This window comes from Sorangium sp. So ce394, from assembly GCF_051474665.1.
Taxonomy (GTDB): domain Bacteria; phylum Myxococcota_A; class Polyangia; order Polyangiales; family Polyangiaceae; genus Sorangium; species Sorangium cellulosum_D.
Genome location: NZ_CP150339.1, coordinates 6385184 through 6401459, shown reverse-complemented (window position 1 = coordinate 6401459; position 16276 = coordinate 6385184). Strand labels below are relative to the sequence as shown.

Here is a 16276-nt window from a genome sequence, read left to right as displayed (position 1 = left end):
GCTGCGCGCTCGTCGCGTCGGCGAGCGCGGGATGAGCTCGAGGAATGTTGCCTAAGCGACAGGGCGGAGCTACGGCCCGGTGCTACTTTACGTCGCCCTCGAGATCGGGTGCGCGCGCCCCTCGCCGGGCGGGCAAACCCCTTGAAATAGAAAGCATTTGCTGCGGGTATGGAAGCGAACGCTGGCGTGCAGGCTGACTTCTCTTCGTGGGTGCAGGCCACCTCCGATCCTTCCGAGCTCGAGCTCGGAATCCCTGGTTTCGGTTACGTCGATCTCTTCGACCCTGCGAAGCTCGCCGAGCTGACGGAGCGCTTCGAGGAGTATTTCCACGCGACGGACGAGGGCGCCTACGCGCGCTTCGACGCGTACCGGTCCGCCCTGCGCGCGGAGCAGGCGGGCTCCGGGGGCGGCGGCGCGGACCGGCCCGCGCTCACCGCGGAGCAGGTCTCCGAGGCGCTCCTCGCGGCCGCGCCGTACGTCGGCCGCTTCGTCGCCACGCTCTTCCGCGTCGAGCGGGAGACCCAGGCGCAGATCGACGCGACCCGCGAGCGGGCCGCGCTCTGGGACTTCAAGCGCGAGTTCTCGAAGAAGCGGCTGTTCAAGCCGAGCCCCGGGAAGGCGTGGCAGGGCACGCACGTCGAGGCGGCGCACGCGGCGCGGCGGGCGCTCGCGGCCATGGGCGCGCCGGCGAGCGCGCTCGACAGCGGCTCCGCCGCCGAGGAGCTCGCGATCGCGCGCGCGACGCTCGCGCTGATCGAGGTCGACGAGATCGCGCGCAAGGCCGCCAAGGCCGGCGGCGCGAAGTGGACGGACGAGCTCCGCGGCCGCGCGGCGAAGGCGCGCGCGGCGCTGCGGGAGGACGCGGCGCTCGCCGAGCGCGTGGCGCCGGCCGTCGCGGTCGCGGGCGCGGAGCCGACCGAGGCCGAGGACGCGGCGGTCGTCGCGTTCGCGCTCGACGCCGTCGAGGCGTGGCTCGCGGCGCGCCGCGCCGACGAGCACGACCCGGCGCATCGCTGGCCGACGCTCAAGGCGCCGCGCACGCTCGACTACCAGGCGCTGGTCCAGCTGCACAGGAAGGGCGCGAGCGACGGCCCGGGCTCGGCCGAGCTCCTCGTCGGGCCGGAGCACGAGCGGCGGGCTCGCGACGGCTTCGCGCTGACCGACCGGCGCGCGGGGCCCCGCGAGGTCGAGAGCCAGGTCGACTACTGCCTGCTCTGCCACGATCGCGACAAGGACTCGTGCTCGAAGGGCCTGCGCGACAACAAGACCGGGGCGATCAAGTCGAACCCGCTCGGCGTCGAGCTCCACGGCTGCCCGCTCGACGAGAAGATCAGCGAGATGCACACGATGCGCGGGCGGGGCGAGTCGATCGCCGCGCTCGCGCTCGTCTGCATCGACAACCCGATGTGCCCCGGCACCGGCCATCGCATCTGCAACGACTGCATGAAGGCGTGCGTCTTCCAGAAGCAGGACCCGGTGGACATCCCGCAGGTCGAGACCGCGGCGCTCACGGACGTCCTGTCGCTCCCGTGGGGCCTCGAGATCTACGGCCTGCTCACGCGGTGGAACCCGCTCGACGCGCTCCGGCCGCACGCGCTCCCGTACAACGGCAAGAACGTGCTCGTCGTCGGCCTCGGCCCGGCCGGCTACACCCTGTCGCACCACCTCACGCGCCAGGGCTTCGCGTGCGTGGCGATCGACGGCCTCAAGATCGAGCCGCTGCCGGTCGAGCTCACCGGCGACGAGACGCGCCCGCCGCGGCCGGTCAGGGATTTCAAGCGGCTCTACACCGAGCTCGACGAGCGCGTCCTCCTCGGCTTCGGCGGGGTGAGCGAGTACGGGATCACGGTGCGGTGGGACAAGAACTTCCTCACCGTCCTCTACATCACGCTCGCGCGGCAGCGGCTGCTCCGGATCTACGGCGGCGTGCGGTTCGGCGGCACGATCGATCTCGAGGACGCCTTCCGGCGCGGGTTCCACCACGTCGCGATCGCGGCGGGCGCGGGGCGTCCGACGATCATCCCGCTCAAGAACAACCTCGCGCGCGGCATCCGCAAGGCGTCGGACTTCCTGATGGCGCTCCAGCTGGCCGGCGCCTACAAGCGCTCGGCGCTCGCGAACCTTCAGGTGCGGCTGCCGGCGGTGGTGATCGGCGGCGGCCTGACGGCGATCGACACCGCGACGGAGCTCGCGGCCTACTACGTCGTGCAGGCCGAGAAGACGGCCGACCGGCTCGACGCGCTCATCGCCGAGCGCGGCGAGGCGTCGGTGCTCGCGATGTTCGACGAGGAGGAGCGGGAGTTCTTGGCCGAGCAGCGGCGCCACGCCGAGGAGATCCGCGACGAGCGCGCGCGCGCCGCGCGCGAGGGGCGGCCGCCGCGGTTCCAGGGCCTCATCGACGCGTGGGGCGGCGTCTCGCTGGTCTACCGCAAGCGGCTCATCGACTCGCCCGCCTACCGGCTGAACCACGAGGAGGTCGCCAAGTCGCTCGAGGAGGGGATCCGTTACGTCGAGAACCTCGCCCCGCTGGAGGCGGTGCTCGACGAGCGCGGGTGCGTCTCGTCGCTCGTCTTCGATCGCCAGGAGGTCGTGGACGGCAAGTGGCGGAGCGCGGGCCAGACGGTCTCGATCCCGGCCCGCACCGTGTGCGTGGCGGCCGGGACGAGCCCCAACGTCACGTACGAGAAGGAGCGCCCGGGCTCGTTCGCGTTCGACAAGTGGAAGCAGTTCTTCCAGCCGCACCGCGCGTACGTCGACGAGGCCGGCGCGCTCAAGGTCGAGCCGGCCAAGGCGCGCGAGGGCTTCTTCACGAGCTACAACGACGGCGAGCACGCGGTGAGCTTCTACGGCGACAACCACCCGCACTACGCGGGGAGCGTCGTGAAGGCGATGGCGAGCGCCAAGGACGCGTACCCGTCGGTCGTCGCGCTGTTCCAGCGCGACCTCGCCCGGCTCGGCGACGAGCCGCAGGCGGCGCGCGACGCGCGGCGGCGCGACCTCTTCGCCCGCCTCGATCACGATTTCACCGCGGTGGTCGAGCGCGTCGAGCGGCTGACGTCGACGATCGTCGAGGTGGTCGTGCGCGCGCCCGCGGCGGCGCGGAAGTTCGAGCCGGGGCAGTTCTACCGGCTGCAGAACTACGAGGTGCGCTCGCCGGTGGTCCGCGGCACGCGGCTCGCGATGGAGGGGCTCGCGCTCACGGGCGCGTGGGTCGACAAGGAGAAGGGGCTGCTGTCGCTCATCGCGCTCGAGATGGGCGCGTCCTCCCGGCTGCTCGCCGCGCTGCGCCCGGGCGAGGAGGTCGTCGTGATGGGGCCGACCGGGACGCCGACGGAGATCCCCGAGGGCGAGACCGTGCTGCTCGCCGGCGGCGGGCTCGGCAACGCCGTGCTGTTCTCGATCGCGAAGGCGCTCAAGGCGCGCGGCGATCGCGTGATCTACTTCGCCGGCTACCGGCGCGGCGAGGATCTCTTCAAGCAGGACGAGATCGAGGTGGCGACCGATCAGGTCATCTGGTGCACCGACGGCGGCGCGGAGATCCCCCCGCGGCGCGCCACGGATCGCCATTTCCGCGGCAACATCGTCCAGGCGATGCGGGCCTACGCGGAGCGGCAGCTCGGCGGCGAGCTGGCGAGCCTCTCGGAGGTCCGGCGCATCATCGCGATCGGCTCGGACAAGATGATGAACGCGGTGCGCGAGGCGCGGCACGGCGTGCTCGCGCCGCACCTCAACCCGAAGCACGTGGGCATCGCGAGCATCAACTCGCCGATGCAGTGCATGATGAAGGAGGTCTGCGCGCAGTGCCTCCAGCGCCACGTGGATCCGGAGACGGGCAAGGAGACGGTGGTCTTCTCGTGCTTCAACCAGGATCAGCTCATCGACCACGTCGATTTCAAGAACCTCGCCGCGAGGCTCCGGGCCAACACGGTGCAGGAGAAGCTGTCGAACGCCTGGCTCGATCACATCCTGGCCGAGCGACCCGCGCTGCGGCACGTGTGACGCGGTCCAGGGCGCCCCGGCGATCCGGGGCGCCCTGCGTTGCGGCGGGCGGTGAGGTGGCTGGGCGGCTCGCGGTCAGGCGCCTGCGGGCAGCTTGATCTTCGGCTCCTTCGGGTGGCGCCGGTAGAGCAAGATCGTCCGGCCGAGCGTCTGCGCCACCTCGGCGCGGAGCCGCTCGGAGAGGGTGTCGGCGACCTCGCCCAGGTCGTCCGGACACTCGGTGCCCAGGCGTACCTTGACGAGCTCGTGTCGCTCCAGGGCGGCGTCGACGGCCGCGACGACCCCGTCCGTCAGCCCGGCCTTGCCGAGCTGCACGATCGGGTCGAGGTGATGCCCCAGCGCCCGGAGGTGGCGGCGCTGCTTTCCTGTGAGATCCAAAGCGTTCGGCCTTTCTTGCGTCGCTCGCGCGAGGCGGGCCCTTGACCGGGCCGGCCTCTCCTCGCGGGCGCGCGCTGGGTCATACCGGCCTCGGGGCCAAGGGAAAAGGGCGCGCCGCGCAGCTCCGCGCGCAGCCCGTCCGGCTGGGCGCGCTGAGCGCGCTAGATCGGACAACGGGTGCGTCTATCTGGGTAAATGTATGCAAAGGGGCACTATGGTGTGAATGAGCGGTGGCGCGAGAGCGTGCGCAACGCGCAACGCGCAACGCGCAACGCGCAACGCGCAACGCGCAACGCAACGGATGCCCGCTGGCCGATGCCGAATACCGCTCCACTGGCCGCGTTGCGCGAGCGGGCGGGATCTCCCGGCGCGCCCTCGTGCCGCTCTGGGTTTTGCTTGACGTGGCCGCGCAACAGGCATCCCCTGAATGTAGCGGCCGGCGTGTCGACGGGGTTTCGAGCGCTCGGATCGACAGCGACATGGGCTCATCGAGCGAGCGAGATGCGGCATCGGGTCAAGACGTCGAGCTCCCTCGGCTCGACGAGGTCTCGGACCCGATCGAGCTCACGGTCCACGACGAGGTGAGCCCTTGCCCGTACCTCCCCGAGGTCGACGCGCGGATGCCGCTCCGCGTGCCCATCCGTCCGCTCACGCGCGCGGAGTTCGACCGGCGGCTGGTCGCGGGCAACCGCCGTCACGGCAAGCTGCTCTACCGCACCCAGTGCCCCTCGTGCCGCGCGTGCGAGCCGATCCGGATCATCGTGCGCGACTTCGTCCCCGGCCGCACCCAGCGCCGGGTGCTCCGCCGCGGCGAGCAGGTGGTCGACGTCGAGATCGGTCCGCCCGTCACCACGCGGGAGAAGATCGCCCTCTACAACCTGCACAAGCACGGCCGGGGGCTGATGCGCGACGACGGCCCGCTCGGCGCCGCGGGCTACGAGGCGTTCCTCGTGGACAGCTGCTGCGAGACGTTCGAGATGCGCTACCGCGTCGGCGGTCGCCTCGTCGGGGTCGCCGTCGTGGATCGCGGGCAGGAGTCGCTGTCGGCGGTCTACTCGTTCTACGATCCCGAGCTCGAGCCGCTGAGCCCGGGCGTCTTCTCGATCTTGAAGCAGCTCGAGCTGTGCCGCGCCTGGGGCCTGCGGTACCTGTACCTCGGTCTCTACGTCGAGAAGTGCTCGCGGCTGGTCTACAAGGCCCAGTACCTGCCGCACGAGCGGCTCATCGACGGCCGCTGGCGGCGCTTCGACCGGCCGGCGACCCCGGCGCCCTGACGGGGGGCGCGCGGCTGTCCCGGGCGGCGCCCCGCCGCGCCCGCGTCGCCCTGGCGGGCGCGGGTGGCTGGACTTCGCGGGCCGCCCGCTTCAAGAACGCGCCCATGTGGAATCGCGCGCTCGTGTTCGCCTCCTGCGCTGTGCTCTCGGCCCTGCTCACCGTCGCCTGCGGCGACACGCGGCCGATCGTCGATCGCGGCGACGCCGCGGGCGGCGCCGGCGGCGCTGGCTCGTCGGCGAGCGGGGAGGGCGGCGCCGGCGGGGGGCCGTCCGGTGACGGCGGTCAGGCCGGCGGCGCCGCGGGCGGCGGCGGGGAAGGGTAGAGACCTCCACGCCGCGCCGCCCCCGGGCCGGTTGTGTCCCCGCATCGCCGGGCCTAGACCGCTCGCGTGCATCCGCTCGCAGAGAAGGTCCTCGCCCGCGACATGCGCGCGACGGCGCGGGCCTGCCGGCTCGTCGACGATCGCGCCGGCGACTACGCCGCGATCCTGAAGGATCTCTTCCCGCACACCGGCCGCGCCTGGGTCCTCGGCGTGACCGGCAACCCGGGGGCGGGCAAGAGCACGCTCACCGACCGCCTGATCGGCGCGTTCCGGAAGCAGGATCGCCGGGTCGCCGTGGTGGCGGTCGATCCCACGAGCCCGTTCACCGGCGGCGCCATCCTCGGCGATCGCATCCGCATGCAGGCGCATTTCGGCGATCCCGACGTGTTCATCCGGTCGCTGGCGACCCGGGGCGCGCTCGGCGGGCTGTCGCGCTCGGCGGTGGATATCGCGCGGGTGCTCGACGCGTGGGGCGCCGACGTCGTGCTGGTCGAGACCGTCGGGGTCGGGCAGGACGAGCTCGAGATCACGCGCATGGCGCACACGACCCTGGTCGTCGCGGCGCCGGGCATGGGCGACGAGGTGCAGGCGATCAAGGCGGGCATCCTGGAGTGCGCCGACGTCTTCGCCGTGAACAAGGCCGATCGGGACGGGGCCGACGCCGCGGTGCGCGATCTCGAGCTCATGATCGCGCTCGGCGGCGAGGTGGCGAGGGCGTCCGGGCGGTCGCGCGGGCACAGCGCCGCGGCGCTCCACGCCCGCGCGGCCGACGCGGCGTCGGCCCCGGGCGGCGCGCCGGCCGAGGGGCCGTGGGAGCCCGCCATCGCGCGGACCGTGGCCACGCGCAACGAGGGCGTGGCGGCGCTCGTGGACCGGCTGGAGGCGCACCGAGCGTGGCTGTTCGGGACCGCGGCCGGCGCCGCGCGCCGGGAGGAGCGCCTGCGCGAGGCGATGCACGTGCAGCTCCGCGACGCGCTCACCGACGCCGCGGTCGCCGCGCTCGGGTCCGCGCTCGACGCGGCGGTGCGCGCCGTCGCGCGGCGCGAGGTCGACCCCTACACGGCGTCGGAGCGGCTCGTCGACGCGTTCCGCGGCGCCGGAGCCGTCTTCCCCGGCGCCGCCGTCGCGCCGGGCGACGGGCCCTGAGCCGGCGTCGAGGTCGCCGGGATGCGGCGCGGTGACAGCGCTCCCGCGCCCTGCGCCGCCGCCGCCGGCGCAGCCGCCTGTCCGACCGCGCCGGGCCGTCCGCCACCCCGTCGGGGACTCCCGACGGGCGGCGCTAGTCCACGCACCGATCCAGCGCCTCTCTCTCGTCCTTGCACGCCGTATCCCACCTATAGTCGCGGCAAATCCCGGTATCGTCCTCGCACGCGAGGAGATCGTCGTACCGGTCGAGGCAGTCGCGCCGGTCCGCGTCTACGAACCTGACATCGTAGCGATCGAGGCAATCGTTGAACTCGCGCTCGTTACACCCCTCGCAGTCGCACTTGTCGTCGCAGAGATCGTCCTCCGGGCGGCCGCACGCGGCGGTGAAGAGGCAGGCGAGGGTGAGGGTCAGGTACAAGGCCTTCATGGGCCAAGCTTACCTCGCGTCTTCAGCGCCGAGGGAATAAACAGCTGACAGCAGACGTGCCGAGCCGCGATGAGCGATGGGCGATGGGCGATGAACGACGGGCGATGAGCCGCGCTGCCCCGCTCCCGTTTCCGTAAGTGCGCTCGACGCCCGGCGTGCGCAGCGTCGATGGCGCTCAGGCCTGCGTGCCGCCGCGGCGCGGCGAGCGCGGCGCCTTGCGCCCCACGTTCTCCGCGTGGAACGCGCTCGGGCACGCCTCGTTGATGCCGCAGCCTCCGCACGCGGGCTTCCTCGCGAAGCAGATCCGGCGGCCGTGGAAGATCAGCGTGTGAGACAGCATGTCCCAGTCGCGCTTCGGGAAGAGCGCCATGAGATCGCGCTCGATCTGCTCCGGCTTGTCGCTCTTCGTCCACCCGAGCCGCTGGGACAGGCGCTGCACGTGGGTATCGACGACGACGCCCTCCGGCGCGCCGAAGGCCACGCCGAGCACCACATTCGCCGTCTTGCGCCCGACGCCGGGCAGCTCCACGAGCTCCGCCAGCGTCCTCGGCACCTCGCCGCCGTGCCGCTCGACGAGGCCCCGCGCGAGCCCCACGACGTTCCTGGCCTTCTGGTTGAACATCCCCATCCCGAGCCGCCGGAGGAGCGCGCCCACCTCGGCGGGCTCGGCGCCGGCGAGCGCGCGGGCGTCGGGATAGGCGGCGAACAGGTGGGGCGTCACCTTGTTGACCAGCACGTCCGTCGTCTGCGCGCTGAGCACCGTCGCGACCAGCAGCTCGAACGACGATTTGTGGTCCAGCTCGCAATGAGCGTCCGGGTGCAGCGCGCGCAGCCGCGCGAAGGTGGCCTGAGGAGGGGTGCCAGGCCGCGGGCGCGCCGGCGCGGGACGAGCGGCGGCAGCGGCCCCGGGCGGGCGGCGCGCGCCCCGTCCGACCGGAGCGGGGCTGCCTCCGGGGCCACGCTTCGCTGTCTCAGCTGACGAAGGCGCGTTTCCGCGTCTCATGCTCATCGAGGAGCTTCTCGACGCTCGCGAGCGCGTTCTCCACCGACTCCTGCACCATCTGCAGGACCGTCGTCGCCGAGCCCTTCAGCGCCTCGTAATAGCGCTGCCGCTCGGTCGAGTGGATGATCGACGGGGGCAGGCCGGTGCGGAGCAGCAGCATGTTCATGAACAGCCTCGCGACCTTGCCGCTGTCGTTCGGGAACGGATAGACCCGCAGCAGATCGTAGTGCGCGCGCGCCGCGATCCGGATGCCGTTCCGCGTCTTCCGCGTCTCGGGGTCGTTCAGCCAGTCGATGATCTGCCGCACCTTGTAGGCGATCTTGTCCGGCGGGGCGTACTCGTGGAAGTAGAGCCGGTGCTGGGGGATGTCCTTGCGGTATTTGACCGTCTTGAGGTCCCCCTCCTCCGGGTGGAGGATCAGGTACAGCTTCTTCATGCAGTCGAGCGTGATCGGCGCCCGCTTGTTCTCGCCCTGCTCGCGCACATAGACGATGGCCTCCTTGTGGCGCCGGATGTCATCGTACGTCGGCTGAAGGCTCGAGTCCGTCACGAGCGGCGCCGGGCCGCTGAGGGCCGCGCGCAGCTCGTCGAACGTGTAGACGACGCCCTCGAGCGCGCTGTCGTGGTAAATCCACGACATATCGAGGCTCTCGATATAACGCCGCCGGAAATCCTCCGATTGCGCGTTCAGCCGCTGCTCGATGATCGCGCTGCGCTCCTCGATGGTGGCGCGCCGCGGCGGGGGCAGCATCGGCAAGGGCAGCGTGACCACCCGCGGGGGCTCCCGGAGCGGGACGCGGCGGCGCTCGATCGACGACGCCGGGCCCTTCCCCTTGACCACGCCCGGCCGCACGCTCTTCTTCTCGGCGGCGGGCTTGTCGCTCGCGCGCTGCGGCCTGTCGCTCGCGCGCTGCGGCTTGTCGCTCGCGCGCTGCGGCTTGTCGCTCGTCCGGCGCGGGCGCTCGGTCTCGACCGCCGCTTCCTGCTCCCCGCCGTGCTTGAGCTTCAGCCGCTCCTTCAGCCTCGGCTGGTCGTCGCCGAGCCTCAGCTTCTTGCGGAGCTTCTTCGGCTCCGCCGCCGGCGAGAGCGCCCGCTCGGAGCGCGGCGCGATCTTTCGCCTGACGAGCCTCGGCTTCGCGGCCTTGACCCGCGCCAGCCTCGGCCGCGTGGCCTTGACCCGCGAGGTCTTCGTCTTCGCGGCCTTGGCGCGCCGCGCCCGCCCGGCGGCCGCCCTCGGCTTCGCGGCCCTGGCCTTCTTCGCCGCCCGCGGCTTCGCGACCCTGGCCCGCGTCGCCCTGGCCTTCGTGGCCTTGGCCCGCGCCGTCTTGGCCCGCGTCGCCTTGGCCTTCGCGGCCCTGGCCTTGACCTTCGTCGCCCGCGCCTTCGCCCTGGCCTTGGTGGTCCTGAGCTTGGCGGCGGCGCGCGTCGACCTCGCCTTCGTCCGGGCGGCCGACTTCTTCGCCTTGGACGCGCTGGCTCGCTTCGCCGCGGCGCGCGTCGCCTTCTTCGCCTTCGTGGCCGCCGATTTCTTCCTGGCGCCCGTCCGGGTTGCCCGCGCCGGTGCGCGCGTCGCCTTGCGCCGCGCCGGTGCCGCCGACTTGCGGGTGGTCGCCCGTTTTGTCGTCGCCTTTCGGCGCTTTGCCGCCTTCACGGCAGCGGTGCGTCGCGCAGCAGGTCGAGAGGACGCGGCCTTTCGTTTAGGCTTTCGAGCGGCTGAACGGGCGGCGGGCTTCGCCTTCCGCGTCCGCGCCGCAGGCGCGGCTCGCCTCGAGCTCGCCGCGCTGGCCTTGGTCGCTCTCTTCCGGTCTTTTTTTGAAGTTTTTCGGGTCTTCTTTGCCGCCATGGGCGTGCTTTCACACGATCGCTCAGGCTGCCCGCTGCCATGCTGCGGCGAGCTAACGTACATCCAAAAGGGGCCTAATGCCGGCCCGCAGCCTAGCAATTTGCTGATTTATCCGTCAACCAGTCCGGTGCAGAAGTGGGCCGGAACCGACATGCGTGAGCTGGATCGTCCGCGATCCAGCTCGGCCGCTCTGCCAGGCAGCGCCCGCGCACCGCGGGCCAGGCAGCGCCCGCGCACCGCGGGCCAGGCAGCGCCCGCGCACCGCGGGCCAGGCAGCGCCCGCGCACCGCGGGCCAGGCAGCGCCCGCGCACCGCGGGCCAGGCAGCGCCCGCGCACCGCGGGCCAGGCAGCGCCCGCGCACCGCGGGCCAGGCAGCGCCCGCGCACCGCGGGCCAGGCAGCGCCCGCGCACCGCGGGCCAGGCAGCGCCCCGCGGCGGGCGCAGGTGGGATGCCCCGCGATCGAGCGAGAGCGCTCCGCGGCCCGGCGCTCAGCTGTCGACGTTGATCCCGAGCCGCTTTCGGATGGCGAAGTACTCCTCGCTGACCGCGTAGAGCATGAGCTCCTTGAGCCGCTCTTTCTGGGGCACAGCGGCGCTCGCGTCGTCGGCCGCCTTGATCATCTCCTGCGCCAGCTCGAGGTCGTTGGCGAGGAGGAACCCGGCTCGGTCGGCCGTCAGGTCGACGCCGGAGACCCAGCGCTTCAGGTCGATCGCGCCGGCCTGGAGGAGCTTGGTCACGATGCTCGCCAGCTGATCGCGCGCCGGCCCCACGATGGTGGGATCCAGGACCGCCAGGTTCTCCTTCACCGGCCCCTCCAGCTCCTTCGTGATCGGGAACGTGGGCGAGATCAGCTTGATCGCCGCGAACAGCCAGGCGCGCAGGCCGGTGCCCGTCGGCACCAGGTGGCGGAGGTACATGCCCGGCCGGTAGTAGGTGAGGTGGCGCGCCGCGATGAAGGCGGCGGCCTGGGTCGGCAGATCCATCTGGAGCGCCGCGGCGCCGAGCACGATCGCCGGCACGTGCGCGTGGAGGAACGAGACGCCGCCGCCGTCGTTCGGGTTCTGGAACGTGACCGGCGGCTCGAGGCCGAGGACGCCCGCCGCGTAGTAGAGCGTCTGCGACATCGGGTAAGGGTGGCGCGAGAGATCGATCTGGTAGGCGAGCTGGTAGCCGAGCTCCTCCAGCGACTGCCCGTTCTTCCGCAGCACGGCCGGCTCGATGGCGCCGAAGATGGCGGTCAGGAGCGGATCCGCGTCCGGGTGGACGAGCGCGGCCGCCCACGCCTCGTCGTCGAGCGGCTGCTGGGCCGCCGCGGCCGTGTCCGGGCGCAGCCGCCGGAAGAAGCGCTCCTCGTCGGGCTCGGCCGCGTTCAGGCAGCAGAGCGCCTGGCAGAGGCAGAAGGCGGCGTCGGCCCGCTTCGTCTCCGTGTACATCTTCCGCAGCAGCCGGTAAGCGTCCGGCTTGTAGGGGGAGCGCCGCAGGATCGGGAGCTGCGCGGCCACCGCCTTGTCCAGGTACTCCGCCGGGTTGCTCGCGTAGAGGTTCGCCAGGAGCTCGTTGCGCTCCTCGTTGTCCGGATCGAGCGTCTGCGCCGCCTCGTAGGCGTCGATCGCCTCGCTCATCCAGCCGAGCTTGTCCTTGTAGACGGCGCCCAGCCGGTCGAACGTCTCGAGCATCTTCGCGGTGTCGTTCTCCTCCGTCGCCCGGTCGAGCTCGACCTTGAGCAGGCGCTCCACCTCCTCGTGGTCGCCCTTCTCGGCGCGGAGCTCGATCGCCTCGGCGAGCGCCCGGGTGAGGGACGGATCGAGCTCCAGCACCTCGTCGTAGAACTGGGCCGCCCGGTCGAGATCGCCGAGCTGCCGCGCGCTCACGATCGCCGCCGTGTGCAGGTACTTCGCCTTCTGCCGGCTGTCGTCGATCTTCGCGGCGAGCTTGAGGACGATGTCGATGAGCTTCGACCAGTCCTTCTCCTCGCTGTAGAGCTGCATCAGCTTGGTGAGGATCTTCCGGTCGTCCGGCCGCTCGTCGAGCGCGGCCACGTAGCTCTTCGCCGCGCGCGTCCGGTCGTGGAGGTGCGTCGCGAGCAGGTCGCCGATCTCGAGCAGGAGCGCGCTCCGCTCCTCGCCGGTCACCACGTCGAGCCGCCGGTGCTTGAGGCGCGCGACCTCTTCCCAGTCGCCCTTGGCCTCGAACACCCGGGAGAGCAGGGCGAGCGGGGCAGGGGACTCCGGGACGAGATCCGCGGCGTCGTTCAGCGGCGCCACCGCGCCGTCCGGGTCGCCGGCCGCGAGCCGCGCCTCGCCGAGCCGGAGGAGCGCCTCGGCCCGCTCCCGCTCCGGCAGGCCGGCGCCGAAGCGCTCGACGAGGCGCTCGTAGAGCTCCGCGGCCTCCGTGGCCCTGCCCGCGTCGAGGTTGACCTTCGCGGCGCGCGACAGCGCCGCCGGATCGTCCGGCGCGAGCGCGAGCAGCGCCTGCACGGTGCCGATCGCCTTGCCGCTCGAGCCGCTCTTGCTGAGCGCGTCGACGTAGCGGAAGAGCAGCTTGAGCCCCTGCTCTCGCGGCAGGGCGTCGACCCGGCTCGAGAGGAGCTCGTAGTGCCGCGCCGCCTCGAGGAACCGGCCGGCCTCGAACGCGAGATCGCCCGAGATCATGAGCCCCGGTACGCCCGTCGGATCGAGGTCGACCGCCCTCGTGGCCGCCTCGGCGGCGCGCGCGTCGTCCTTGAGGCGCTCCCGCAGCAGGAGGGCCATCTCGCCGTAGAGGCGGGCCTTCGTGAGGTTGCCCTCGGCGACCTCGGCCTCGCGCGCGATGAGCTCGACGGCGCTCGTCGCGTCGCCGCGGGCGAGGTAGGCCGCGCGCAGCGCCGAGGACGCGCCCGCGTTCTGCGGCTGCGCGTCGAGGGCCATCTTGTACCGCTCGATCGCCCCGTCGCGATCGCCCTTCTCCTCGAGCATCTTCGCCGCGCGGATCCAGAGATCGGCCCTGCTCTCCGCGGTCTTGGCGGTCGCCGCGAGCGACTCGATCGCGCTCAGCGCCGCCGCGGCGTCGCCGGTCGCGGCCCGCACGTGCGCCAGCGACTCGAGCGCCCCGGCGTGGTGCGGGTCGATCGCGAGCACCCGCTCGTAGGCCTTGCGGGCGCGCTCGGGCGAGCCGACCTGCTCGAGCAGCACGCGGCCCATCGCGAGCAGCAGCTCCTCCCGCCGCTTGTCGTCGGGCACGATGCCGAGCTGCCGCTCGTAGAGGGCCACCACGTCCTCCCACCGCTCGAGGGCGCGGTAGTGCCGCCCGAGCGCCGCCAGCGAGCCCTCGTGCGCGCCGTCGATCCTGAGGATCGCCTCGAGGGCCTCGGCCGCCTTCGCGTGGTCGAGGAACTCCTCGTCCTGGATGCCGGCGATCCGCTCGTAGAGGTTGATCTTCTGGCGCGGCGTCGCGCTCACCTCGATCTGCCGCTCCAGGTTCTGGAGCAGCTCCTGGTAGCGCCCGGCGCGGCTGTAGATGCGGTCGAGCCCGCGCAGGGCGGTCAGGCTGGTCGGATCGAGCTCGAGCGCCGCCTCGTAGCGGCGCGTCGCCTCGCCGAGGTCGCCGAGCCGGTCCTCGTAGAGCTCGGCGAGCCTGCACATCGTGTCGACGCGCTCCTCGCCCCGCAGCGCCTCCGCGCGCCGCTCGAGGATCTTGGCGTAACCGGCGTGGTCCTCGACGCGCCGGTAGATCCGGAGCAGCGCGTCGCACGCCTTCGTGTGGCCGGGGTCCTCGGCGAAGATCTGCTCGTAGAGATCGCGCGCGCGGCCCGCGTCGTTCAGCTTCGTCTCGAGGAGCTCGGCCGCCGCGGCGCGGAGATCGCGCGCCTCGCCGGGGGTCGCGGCGCGATCGGCCCGCGAGAGCAGCACCTGGACGAGCTCCTGCCACTGCTGGGCGCGGCGGTAGACCTGCGCCAGCCCCTCCAGCGCCTTCTCGTTCGCCGGGTCGAGCCCGAGCACGAACTGGAAGCACGGGATCCCGAGGTCCGCCCGCGCGATCTTCTCCGCGTACCAGGGCCCGAGCCGGTTGAAGAGCGCGATCTTCGGCTCGGCGGCCATCGCCTCGTCGGTGCTCGCCTGGCTCAGGATCTGGAGCGCCTCGGACCAGACCTTCATGTCGTTGCCGGCCGCGCGCTCCAGGTCGACGGCGTACGCGTCCTGCTCCGGATCCTGGGCGAGCGCCTGGGCGAAGGCGAACACCCCCTGGTCCTTGTCGTCGAGCTCCCGCACGTAGAGGTGCCCGATCTCGCTCAGCGCCCGGGCGCGCTCCCCCGCGCTCTCGGCGCGCTCGCTCCGCTGGAGGAGCATCTCGACGAGCTCCTCGTGCTTGCCGAGCGCCTTGCGGAGCTCCTCGAGCGCGCTGAAGGCGACGTCGTCGCCCGGGTCGAGCTCGAGGAGGCGCAGGTAGACGGCCTCCGCCTTGTCGTGGAGCCGCCCCTTCTCGTAGATCCGGGCCGCCCGGTAGTAGAGGAGCCGCTTCGCCGCCGCCTGGTCGCCGCCCGCGGCCGCGTCGACCTGCTCGGAGGCCGTCACGAGCGCCTCGGCGACCCGCCCCGGGTCCGCCCCCCGGTCGACGGTCGCCTCGACGGCGAGCGCCAGGTCGGCGTCGGTCGGGCGCGCGACGAGCCGGTCGATGAGGTCGTTCAGCTCGGCGTCGTCGATCGCCGCCCCCTTCTGCTGCGGCTTGCCGAGCGGCTCGACCGCGTCGAGCGCCGCGCGCGCGCTCCGCGGCCGGTCGTCCGGCGCCTTCGCGAGCAGGCGCGCCGCGAGCTCGTCGATGTCCTTGCCCACCCACCCGCGCGGCGCGACCGCGCCCGGCGCGGGCGGCGGCTCGGTGAGGTGCGCGACGGCCACGTCGACCGCGGCCGCGCCCGAGAACACGGGCTTGCCCGTGAGGAGCTCGAAGAGCAGCGCGCCGAAGGCGTAGAGATCGCTCGCGGGGCCGACGCCCTCGCCGCGCAGCTGCTCGGGGCTGGCCGTCTTGACGAGCTCCGGGCTGGACCACCCGGCGCCCAGCCGATCGCCGCCCGCGTCGACGAGGATCGGGAGCGGCTGCCCCTCCTCGCCGCGGGCGACGAGCACGTTCTCCAGCTTGAGCGCCCCGTGGACGAGGCGCTGCTCGTGGAGCGCGGCGAGCCCGCTCAGGATCCCGCGGAGCAGCGGCTTGGCCTCGTTGATGTGGAGCGGCCCCGATCGCGCGAGGCGCGCCGACAGCGGGAGCCCGTCGACGTGCGTGTAGGCGACGAACGCCCGGCCGCCCACGAGCCCGGCATCGACGCCGCTCGCCAGGTTCTCGTGGTGCACCTGCGCGGCGAGGCGGACGTGGGTCAAAAACCGGCGCACCGCCCGGCCGTCGCGCGTCGCCTCGCGCCGGAGCACCTTGAGCGTCCGCGGCTCGGTCCCCCGCGTCGCCGCGTAGACGAGGCCTCGCGGCCCCTCGCCGATTTTTCTCGTGATGATGTAGTCGCCGAACGCCTCGCCGGGCGCGAGCTCCTCGGGCAGGCTGATCCCCTGGGCGCCGAGGGCGCGGACGCGCGCGTCGACCTCGGCGCGTGAGGCGATGACGGCGTCGAGCAACGCCTCGATGGCGTCGACCTCGACGCAATGGTCCGTGAGCGCGCGTGCGAAGGAGGCCTTGGAGGCGTTGCCGCCGATCTCGGCCGGGCTGAAACCGAGGAGGTCGGACGACAGGGCCATCATTTCATCGAGCGAAAAGAGGCGCTCGAGCTCGCCTCGGACGATATCAATGGACATGGGTCTCCTCGGGCCGAGCCCTCGTGGCGGCGCGCGCAGCGGGCCTGCCGCACGGCGGGACGTGCGTCATGCTAGCGAAGCTTGCGGCGCCATGCGACCTCCGACTCCCT

At 72.7% G+C, this 16276-nt stretch carries 9 protein-coding genes; 4 read left to right on the top strand and 5 right to left on the bottom strand.

Going from position 1 to position 16276, the window contains the following annotated elements:
* Positions 1–168 precede the first annotated feature (168 nt).
* Positions 169–3999, top strand: coding sequence for an FAD-dependent oxidoreductase (locus tag WMF33_RS23495; protein ID WP_437339217.1), 3831 nt, complete (start codon positions 169–171; stop codon positions 3997–3999).
* A gap of 75 nt (positions 4000–4074) precedes the next feature.
* Here WMF33_RS23495 and yhbY read toward each other — a convergent pair whose 3' ends face one another.
* Positions 4075–4377 (bottom strand): ribosome assembly RNA-binding protein YhbY, encoded by a 303-nt coding sequence (gene yhbY, locus WMF33_RS23490; protein WP_020736636.1) that lies wholly within the window; start codon positions 4375–4377, stop codon positions 4075–4077.
* A 479-nt stretch (positions 4378–4856) separates the two neighbouring features.
* Here yhbY and WMF33_RS23485 point away from each other — a divergent pair, with 479 nt between their 5' ends.
* From WMF33_RS23485 to meaB, 3 genes are all read left to right on the top strand, one after another.
* Complete coding sequence (locus WMF33_RS23485) at positions 4857–5651, top strand: arginyltransferase (protein WP_437339216.1); 795 nt, start codon at positions 4857–4859, stop codon at positions 5649–5651.
* Between the two features lie 104 nt (positions 5652–5755).
* Entirely contained in the window at positions 5756–5974 is a 219-nt protein-coding gene (locus WMF33_RS23480) for a hypothetical protein (protein WP_437339215.1), read from the top strand.
* A 66-nt stretch (positions 5975–6040) separates the two neighbouring features.
* Entirely contained in the window at positions 6041–7120 is a 1080-nt protein-coding gene (gene meaB / locus WMF33_RS23475; protein WP_437339214.1) for a methylmalonyl Co-A mutase-associated GTPase MeaB, read from the top strand.
* 133 nt (positions 7121–7253) lie between these two features.
* Here the strand turns inward: meaB and WMF33_RS23470 are convergent, their stop codons facing one another.
* From WMF33_RS23470 to WMF33_RS23455, 4 genes are all read right to left on the bottom strand, one after another.
* Positions 7254–7547 carry a hypothetical protein gene (locus tag WMF33_RS23470; RefSeq protein ID WP_437339213.1) on the bottom strand — a complete coding sequence of 98 codons (294 nt, stop codon included), beginning with the start codon at positions 7545–7547 and terminating at the stop codon, positions 7254–7256.
* A gap of 175 nt (positions 7548–7722) precedes the next feature.
* A complete protein-coding gene (gene nth / locus WMF33_RS23465; protein WP_437339510.1) occupies positions 7723–8550 on the bottom strand; it encodes an endonuclease III in 828 nt (275 codons plus the stop codon).
* On the bottom strand, positions 8519–10201 hold the full coding sequence (locus tag WMF33_RS23460) for a Fic family protein (RefSeq protein ID WP_437339212.1): 1683 nt from the start codon (positions 10199–10201) through the stop codon (positions 8519–8521). The genes nth and WMF33_RS23460 overlap by 32 nt, the downstream gene beginning before the upstream one ends.
* 682 nt (positions 10202–10883) lie before the next feature.
* On the bottom strand, positions 10884–16166 hold the full coding sequence (locus WMF33_RS23455; protein WP_437339211.1) for a protein kinase domain-containing protein: 5283 nt from the start codon (positions 16164–16166) through the stop codon (positions 10884–10886).
* Positions 16167–16276 lie beyond the last annotated feature (110 nt).